Source organism: Bradyrhizobium sp. CFUWI, assembly GCF_056429085.1.
The window spans coordinates 1-7298 of the sequence record NZ_JBWJZE010000060.1 but is presented as its reverse complement, the minus strand read 5'-3'; the positions used below and the strand labels follow the sequence as shown (position 1 = coordinate 7298).

Here is a 7298-nt window from a genome sequence, read left to right as displayed (position 1 = left end):
AGCCTTGACGGCAGCACACCGGATCAAGCCTACTTCACCCCGCTGCCGCTCCGCACGGCAGCCTAACCCCGGCAGAGGCTCCACTTATCGACGCGGATATTCTGTTCAGACAACCGGGGCCAGCTCACTCCCCAACCTGCATAAAGATCGCCAAGAGCGGCTAGGGGGCGAGTCACGGATCACTGTTCGTAGGTGTCGGATCTTGGCGCGATTTCGTCGTCAAACACGGGGCCGGCGCTGGTTTTTGGCGTGAAGATATGCTTCATCGCAACAATTGATCGCGATGTCCCTCTACAGTGCAAGAGGCGAAGCCTTCGGGCTTGGTTGGGCGCGGCGGGCGCGATAAGCGGCAAGAGGTCCGCAACCGAACTGGCAACCTACGAACACATTGGCCTGCCGCAGCCGGCCAACCAGTCCGGCGCCCAATAGAAGTCCCAGCACACCCTGCGTAATCGCAGGGCGTCGCGTTGGGCTCTGAGCTCTGCCAAACTTGTCTGCTAAGCCGGAGAGAAGCGACGAGAAGAGCAAAAGCAGGCCGATTAGGCGAGCTACCGCAGTTGATTAGCGATCGCAGAGATGCTGGACATTGCACCGCCGTGAAAATCGGCTGACCCGCAGTCGCGAAGCCTCATACGATCTGATGTACTTGCGTTGCGGTCCAGCAAATGCCCATTATCTTCCTCGATGGGATGAGGGAGATCTCCCAATGCTCGACGGTGCCACGACCGCGCTCCTGCGCACGATCCTGGAGGAGGTTTGCGAGAACGTCCCACCGTATGACGCTGGCGTCCGCGCCTACGTTGCCTCCAAAATCCTGGAGGCGGCCACCAGAGGTGAGACGCGCCCCGATCTGCTTAGACAGATCGGTCGGGAGGCTCTTTCCAAAGCGCCAACGATGTGGCGATACACCTAGGACCCGGCTTGTCATCGAGGTGAATTTACAAGTCGCAGTGCTGAAGATCCTGGCCCGTTCTCTAGTTTTCGCGCCGTCGCGCCGCCTGCGGCGTAGCGATCCGGCCAGCTCGCAGAGGTCTGTTGTGGTCGCAAATCGATGGCGGCCTACGTCACCCAAGACGCAGCGTCATCCGGTGGAGCATTGTCATGGCGCATCCTTTCGCGCGCAGCGGACGCGAACGGATCCGCGTGTTGAAGTTCATTGTTCATGTCGTGGGCGACATTCACCAACCTGCGGCGGTCGGTTGCCGATTGAGAAACAGCGCGCGGTGTCCGTCAGCTGCGCGTCCAACGGAATCTTTGTACGATGGACACGGGCGCAGCGTCTCATCGTTGCGGGCGAGCGTTCCTGGCCGCAGGAGTTGATGCGCTCATATACAATCGCATGTGCAGGCTCGGACGATGACACGATCTGGCATCTCGAATGCTCTGCGCCAAATCAGACCTTTTTCCCCGCGAAGCGGTAAGCATCCGCTTGTTCAACGGTTAGATTGGCTGCTAAGCCGGTTCCGATCAACGCTGGCCGCTTGCGCTCTCGATAATAAACCATCCAACCAGTCCCGCCCTTCCGAACGAAGATCTGTTTTGCGAACAAGCACCGGCAGTCAATCTTAGTCCCCCGAGGTCGTTGCCACGATACGTCACGATCGGCCCATGCAAGTCGCCGCGCCGCATTTGCATATATGAATCGGTAGGCGGGTTGCTCCTGCGAGCGGCCAATCGTTTAAAGAGAGCAGCTCGCACAAAAGGCAGCGCATCCAAGCCTTGGCGCACGCATCCTTGCGCGCCACGATACCGGTGAGGCGTTGTGCTCATAACATTCATCCGCAAATGCGGGCGAAGTCAGTCTTCGGCGCCGGAGCGCCGTCAACTCACGCGAGCCGGTGCGCCGTTGCTGTTTACTCCTGTGGGAGCGCCGCAAGTGCCTTTTCGATCACTGTGATTTCTTGACTGACCTGAGCGATTGCTTCCTTCGGATCAATTCCGGTAACGCGGTTCAACTTCTGCAGTAGCTCCCGCCGATGTGTCAGAAGGTTCTCCAGCGCGCTGCGGTTGTTTAGTTTCACATAGCCTTCCACAATCAATCCAATCGAAAGAGACATCCGAAACTCTCAAGCAAACCTGTTCTCAACGAAGCTGCGTATAGCACATCGGCAGATGATGTTCAGCTCGCCGCGAGAGAATACTGACGGGCGAGCTTGTTGGCGACAAGCGTCCGCCACCGGCGGCTTGCCGAATATTCCTTGCGCCTTGCAGGCGTCCAGCTCTGTTTGAGGGATTAGCGGAGCAGAAAAACGGTGTATGGCGAGCCAAAAACGCTGCAGATCATCGAAATGGAAATGCTAGGAGTGATATCACGAACTGCCATGCCGAACGGCGTGGAGATGCGATGACAGGCGGCGCACTAACCGACGACATGCTCGCCTGAATATCTCTCTGTAGACATTGCGACGACGTCAGGAGCGTCCAGGATGCTCGATGAATACTTTGCCCGCATTCGTGCTCACCGCAACAATATCCACCGCTATCGTCGCCTGCTGAAGTCGAACCTGTCGGATGTCGAACGTCAGTTCATCGAAAAACGCCTCACCGAAGAGCAGACCGCGCTCGAGTCTCTTTCGGCCGAGACCTTCCCGCTCGCGTTTGGCCTTCGGAAAGGGGGCGGACATGCCGGCGAGCTAGGCGCGGAGCCGCGAACGACGTGCGCGTCCGGGACCCCGGGCGGCCTGATCTGCTGACCTGCGCGGGGCGCGGTGGCATTTGGGAGCCCGCCCGAACCCGGATTTTATCCGATAAGGTCACCGAGCGCGCATTTGCGGCGTCCGCGCATGAACCTCAAGAAGCGTTCCGCGCGCTCGCCCGAGCTTTGGTGGCGCAGCTGCATGTGGAAGCCGTCTCTCGCTCGCGCCCCACTCTGTCTGCCGTTCACCGCGAGAAGCTGGTGCAGCGGCTCTTGATTGACTGGAAGCAACAGGTGTTTGGGATAAGCGACCGATTTCTCAAATTTGTGGCGCGCGCCCGAAGCCAAAAGGTGACACTCTCTCGCTCAGAGGGGAGCTTACTCAAAGCCTGACGATCTCGAAGCTGCAGAGGCGTGTTTCCGAAGGGCCGCAGACCATTTCCGCGCCGCTGACCGGACGAATGAGGCTGAGAGCTTGCAACACCGCGTCCAGGTGTTAGCCGATCGACGACGAGTGCAGAGCGCCTTTCAAGATGCTCGTGTGACTAAGAAGACCCGCCCAAGATCGCCACGAGCGAAGAAGCCTCCCTCCGAGTCAAAGTCTGCTAAATCGGCGAGGCCAGAACGCGGAAGCCGAAGCGCAAGGTTGCGAAAAAAAAGAAATAGCTCAACGGACAGCCACAGGGCGGCGCAGCTTGTGCCAAGGATTTCCGACGTCACAACGAGTTTTCCGAGCGTGACGCCAGGAGTAGTTTGCAACTTCTAAAAGCGGATTGAAGCGGTTTGGGGATCTTGACGCTCCGCTCTGCTCGACCGGTTCTCGCTCGAGGATCTGTTTGTATTCGGCCAATATCTCGCCAGTTTGTTAGATTGGCTACACGCCCAGCCAAATCGTTCTAATCGCTAGCCAGCTGAGACAGCCACAACTTTTATCTTTCATCGGTCTCCTATCGCGGCATGACATTTGCTCTCCTAGCTGAGACGCTGGGGAACCGTATTCGCGGCGAGAGGGACAGCAAGGAAGGAAACGACTTGCCAAATCTCCGACTGGAGACAGTTCATGTCGCCGGCAATATCTCCAGCAGCATTCTGGGAAATACAAAGGTAAGCGGTACCGCGCGAAAGGTGGAACATCAAGCTGGTACGCGCCGATCGGGGCGGCTGCGAAATACCCTCGCGCCTATAGTTTTAATAGTCGATGTGGGGCAAATGGCAGGGCGTTTGCGTGTAGCCAATCCCCTGGGATTACTGCACGGGTTCTCAGCATCCGGCGGCGGGGGTTTTCGACAGAGATCCCAGTCGGCCGCGCGACACGGGAGGTCGCAGTTCCGGGGCAGAACAAGCGCCTCCAGCCTTTGGATCAATCACTTCAATCTGCACGGGGCAATCTAACACTATGATTGTGCGTAGTCTGCACGACGTTGAAGCAACCGATCACTTCGTCGATTGGGGCAATGGTACTAGCCACCGCCTTCTGACGGATAAGGACGGCATGGGTTTTAGCATCTGCCACACCGTCGTGCGCGCCAACACCGTTTCCCTTCTGCAATACCGGAATCATCTCGAAGCCTGCTACTGCATCGGCGGAGAGGGCGAGGTCGAGGACATGGACGGCAATGTCTTTCCCATTCGCCGGGGCGACATGTATGTGCTTGACAAGCATGACAAGCATTTCCTGCGCGGGGGACGGGGAAAGGACTTGATCCTCGTTAGCATCTTCAACCCGCCCCTCACCGGAACCGAGCGCCACAAGCTCGACGACCCGGCAGGCTCCACATATTGAGCGATGCGAAGAAACACCAATCCAATATGAACTGCCGCTAATTGCCAGAAACGTTTACTCGAGCCATCCAGCATTGCCCCGTACCGCACGCGCGGACCTCAGAAAAACTCTTTGTCCCGGTTTTGCGAAAGGCGGACGCGATGCGGTTCGGCTGAGCCGACAAATTACTTTGGGAGTCCAGGCTTGTCCGGAAGACCAGGCGGTGGATGCTTATGCCGATTAATGGCGCGCTCAGTTGTACGATGTCGGGCGACGCTGTTGGAGAACTGACATAGTACCGCTGTGACGATCGCAGTGATTGCACCCGATTTCACCGTTGGCACGATACATGCGTAATCCTCTAAAGCGCGCCATAGAGGAGGAGTCGTTCGATGAGAACGCTTACCAGAAACGCTGACGCGGTTGAGCGGCAGCTGCGATACTGCCGGCACCATATTTGGTGATGCGGAATGAGCGATGAACAGGTGCAGAGCATATCTGGCCCACATGAGCTGCTGGCGCGCGGGGAGGAGTTTTGGCGACGGCGCCTCGAGCAGTTTAGAAGATTGCATCCTCCTTTCGTGTCATCATCCGCGGCTGCGGCGCCTTCCCGATGGCAGTCGAGTTCGTGGGTTAGCCCAAGTGCTTTGGCTGAACTTTCCCCACAAGATCGCTCGGAATATTTGGTAACGGCTTGGCTGATCTATCTCGCTCGGATCACGGGGCAAAAAAAGCTTCAACTGGGATGGAAGCCTGCATGGGACGGATTGCAAGCTGGCTGCAAACTCGTCGAGATGTTGATCGCCTCCGTCGTTCCGATGGATGTTTGCATTGAGCTTTCTCATGATTTTGAAGAAGTGCGCACAACCGTAGCAGCCGAAGTCGCTCAGCTGAGGACGCACGCTACCTATGCCCGGGATCTTATCGCGCGCTGCCCGACATTGCGAAGTGTGGAGGCGTTACAGTCGCGCCAGCCTTGGCCGATTGGCATTGCCATCACGACAGAGAGCTGTTCCGTCGCCGACGATCTGTCGACGAGCCATAAGGCGGCCCGAGCCTTATGCGGCGATTTGCTGACGTTTGAGGTTTGCGCTCTGGATGGGAGCTTCCGCTGGCATTTTGATGCCGCTCGATTAGCGCCGAACCAGATTGACCGCATGACGCATCATTTGCAAGCTTTGTTACGCGGCGTGATGGACGATGCGGGGCAGTCTGTTGGCCGAATCGGCGTTCTGCCAACCGACGAACGCACGTATCTACTTGAAGATTTGAATCGAACGGCGGCGCCCTTTTCGTTTCAGCGATGTATCCATGAGTTGTTCGAGGCGCAGGTGCAAAAGGCGCCGAATGCGGTGGCGGTGGTCCATAATAATGAGAAACTAAGCTATGGCGAACTCAATGCGCGCGCCAACCGGCTGGCGCATCATCTGATCGAGCTCGGCGTCAAGCCGGATCAGCCGGTGGCGATCTGCCTGGGACGCAGCCTAGCGATGGTGGTTGGTGTCTTGGCGATCATGAAGGCCGGAGGCGCCTATCTGCCGCTAGATCCGGCGTATCCCTCAGCGCGGCTGCGGCAAATCGTCGACGATGCAAAACCGAAACTGCTGCTTTGCGATGTCGCCGGCCAAACCGCATTGGGCGCCGAAGCCGTGGCCGATGCGACGGTGGTCGAACTGGAGACGGCGGCCCCGCCCTGGACCGAGCGGCCGCCTTCGAACCCGGACCCAGTCACGCTTGGCCTCACATCGCGCCATCTCGCCTATGTCATCTATACATCCGGCTCAACCGGAATCGCCAAGGGCGTTGAAATGTCCCACGGCGCACTCGTGAATTCGCTTGCGGGAATCGGCGCGTCAAAACTGCGCACACTTCAATTTGCGACCCTGAACTTCGATGTGTCCTGTCAGGAGTTGTTCATCTGTTGGAAGGACGGCGGAGCGCTTGTGCTCGTGCGGGAAGAGACCCGGAGGCGCTTCTCCGACCTGCTGGAATTTTTACAGCGGGAGGCAATCGAGCGGCTTTTCCTCCCTTTCGTAGCATTGAATCATTTCGCGGAAGTCTGGAGCAGGCAGCGCGTACAGCTGCCCTCTTTAAGAGAGTTTTATACAGCCGGCGAGCGATTGCACGCCACTCCGCTGCTTAGGGCGTTCTTCGAAGCACACCCGAACGCGAGATTGATCAATCAATATGGGTCCACAGAAATCAGCGTCATTTCCGAGCACCGCCTTGCAGCCGATCCGTCATGTTGGTCCGAGATGCCTCACATCGGGCGTCCAATCGCCAACACGCGGGTGTACCTGCTGGACGGCCATGGCGCGCCCGTGCCGTTCGGTGCGGTTGGCGAGCTTTACATTGGCGGGGCGGGGGTGGCACGGGGCTATCTGAACCGCCCCGAGCTGACAGCCGAGCGGTTCATCGCCAGTCCCTTTGTCGAAGGCGACCGGCTGTACCGGACCGGCGACCTGGCACGCTACCTGCCGGACGGCAATCTTGAGTTCCTGGGCCGCAACGACGATCAGGTGAAGATCCGCGGCTATCGCATCGAGCCGGGCGAGATCGTAGCAAAGCTTTGCGAACACGCCTTCGTGCGCGAGGCGGTGGTGGTGGCGCGCCAGAACGGCGCCGGTGACAAGCATCTGATCGCCTATGTGGTCTGCGCGCCCGAGGCCGGCTCGGACGAGGGCGATGCAGGCGGGCTTGCGAGCGCTTTGCGCGCGCACTTGAGTGCGCGGCTGCCGGATTGCATGGTGCCGAGCGCGTTTGTGCGGCTGGCAGCGCTTCCGCTGACGGTGAACGGCAAGCTCGATCGCAACGCGCTGCCGGCCCCTCGCGATCAGGCCTATGCGCTGGCGGCCTATGAGGCGCCGCAAGGCGCGGTCGAGACCGCGCTGGCGCGGATCT

General features: G+C 58.8%; 5 protein-coding genes. 4 read left to right on the top strand and 1 reads right to left on the bottom strand.

Translation table 11 applies throughout. The features are described from left to right. Positions 1–706 precede the first annotated feature (706 nt). Positions 707–913, top strand: a complete 207-nt coding sequence (locus tag AC066S_RS38175; RefSeq protein WP_126262192.1) for a hypothetical protein — start codon at positions 707–709, stop codon at positions 911–913. A 940-nt stretch (positions 914–1853) separates the two neighbouring features. Here the strand turns inward: AC066S_RS38175 and AC066S_RS38170 are convergent. Beyond that, a complete protein-coding gene (locus tag AC066S_RS38170; protein WP_126262193.1) occupies positions 1854–2057 on the bottom strand; it encodes a hypothetical protein in 204 nt (67 codons plus the stop codon). Positions 2058–2426: 369 nt separating this feature from the next. Here AC066S_RS38170 and AC066S_RS38165 point away from each other — a divergent pair, with 369 nt between their 5' ends. From AC066S_RS38165 to AC066S_RS38155, 3 genes are all read left to right on the top strand, one after another. Then, positions 2427–2693: a DUF4349 domain-containing protein gene (locus AC066S_RS38165; RefSeq protein WP_235884962.1), complete on the top strand. Its 267-nt coding sequence runs from the start codon at positions 2427–2429 to the stop codon at positions 2691–2693. A 1338-nt stretch (positions 2694–4031) separates the two neighbouring features. Beyond that, a complete protein-coding gene (locus AC066S_RS38160; protein ID WP_126262194.1) occupies positions 4032–4418 on the top strand; it encodes an ectoine synthase in 387 nt (128 codons plus the stop codon). 449 nt (positions 4419–4867) lie between these two features. Continuing rightward, a partial coding sequence (locus AC066S_RS38155) for a non-ribosomal peptide synthetase (protein ID WP_478271881.1) occupies positions 4868–7298 on the top strand: 2431 nt, incomplete at its 3' end.